We start from the raw sequence: 1,746 nt of genomic DNA, 5'->3' as shown, positions 1-1,746 counted from the left end.
CGCCTCGGTCCGGTGCGGTGCCGAGGTGACGGCGATCGACCGACGCGCGGGACGCGGGGTGGCCGTACGGACCGCGGACGGCACGCTGTCGCGTGCCCGCGCGCTCGTCAACTGCGCCGGCCTGCACTGCGATCGGATNTGCCCGCGCGCTCGTCAACTGCGCCGGCCTGCACTGCGATCGGATCGCCCGGCTGGCCGGCGACGACCCGGGGATGCGGATCGTCCCCTTCCGGGGCGAGTACCACGACCTCGTACCAGCACGGGCCGAGCTGGTACGCGGGCTGGTGTATCCCGTGCCCGACCCGGCTTTCCCCTTCCTCGGCGTGCATCTGACCCGTGGCGTCGACGGCGGCGTGCACGTCGGGCCGAACGCGGTGGCGGCACTCGCCCGGGAGGGCTACGACTGGCGCACCCTGCGACCGTACGACCTGGCCGGGGTGCTCGGCTATCCGGGCAGCTGGCGCATCGCGCGCCGCCACTGGCGGTACGGCGCGGGGGAGTTGCGGCGCTCACTGTCGCGGAGCGCGTTCACCGCCACGGTGCGACGGCTGCTGCCGGAGGTGACGGCCGGGGACCTACGGCCGGCTCGGGCTGGCGTACGAGCCCAGGCGGTGCTGCGGGACGGCACCCTGGCGGACGACTTCCTCATCCAGGAGTCCCCGCACACGGTCCATGTCCTCAACGCCCCCTCGCCCGCCGCGACGGCCTCCCTGCCGATCGGTCGGGAGATCGCGGGACGGGTCGTACGGGCCATGCGGTGACCCGATCACGGGCGGGCGACGGACGGTGGACGCACGGTTCACACCCGAATCCCGCACATCTCCACCGCGCCGGCCGCACGTAGAATCGAAGGCACTGTGTCCGAGAACGAAACACCCAGCACCGCCCCGCCCGACGCCGCCATCCCCCGCGAGATGCCCGAACCCTCCGGCTCACCAGCCCAGTCGCCCCGCCCCGGCCCGGCCGCGAACCCCGCGCCGGCCCGTCCCCTCCACGGCGGCCGCACCTTCACACCCCGCCGTGGTCGGGTCACCGACGCGCAGCGCCGGGCACTGGAGCGGCTGTGGACCACCTGGGGCCTCGAGGTGGACGGCTCCCGACTCGATCTGCGAGCGCTCTTCGACACGCTGCCGCCCGACGCCCCGATCGTCCTGGAGATCGGGTTCGGCATGGGCGAGGCCACCGCGCGGATGGCCGCCGACGATCCGGCCACGGGCATCCTCGCCGTGGACGTGCACACCCCAGGGCACGGTCACCTGCTGCGGCTCGCGGAGCGGAACGGCTCCACCAACCTCAGGATCGCCAACGGCGACGCCCTCGTCCTGCTGCGCGAGATGCTTGAGCCGGACTCCCTCGACGGTCTCCGCCTCTACTTCCCGGACCCCTGGCCGAAGAAGCGGCACCACAAGCGCCGCATCGTGCAACCGGAGTTCCTCGACCTGGCCGCCGGCCCGCTGGTGTCCGGGGCGCTGTTCGAGCTGGCCACCGACTGGGAACCGTACGCCGAGCACATGCTGGAGGTGCTGGACGCCCACCCGGACTACGTGAACACCGCCCCGGACGGCGGCTACGCCCCGGGCCAGGGCTCGCGCGCACCCACCCGTTTCGAGGGCCAGGGCCTGCGCAAGGGCCACCGGGTGCACGACCTGCGTTTCCGCCGGCGGTAGGCCGAGAGCGCCGTACGAGCGGGCGCGTACGGGCAAGGCGGCCGGGCCGTCGCGCTGTGTCCAGACGCGCCGGCGCCGG

General features: G+C 74.0%; 1 protein-coding gene and 1 pseudogene. Both read left to right on the top strand.

The features are described from left to right. A pseudogene (lhgO, locus tag AN216_RS00035) lies at positions 1-761 on the top strand (L-2-hydroxyglutarate oxidase); the annotation flags it as partial. 153 nt (positions 762-914) lie between these two features. Next, entirely contained in the window at positions 915-1,667 is a 753-nt protein-coding gene (gene trmB, locus AN216_RS00030; RefSeq protein ID WP_079166085.1) for a tRNA (guanosine(46)-N7)-methyltransferase TrmB, read from the top strand. The last annotated feature ends 79 nt before the right edge of the window (positions 1,668-1,746 follow it).

The sequence above is a fragment of the Streptomyces oceani genome (assembly GCF_001751245.1).
Taxonomy (GTDB): domain Bacteria; phylum Actinomycetota; class Actinomycetes; order Streptomycetales; family Streptomycetaceae; genus Streptomyces; species Streptomyces oceani.
The sequence above is the reverse complement of the archived record's forward strand: the minus strand, read 5'-3'. Positions and strand labels throughout refer to the sequence as shown.

Excerpts from the sequence above, each read along its gene's own strand:
- trmB (WP_079166085.1), top strand. The coding sequence starts at position 915 with ATGCCCGAACCCTCCGGCTCACCAGCCCAGTCGCCCCGCCCCGGCCCG.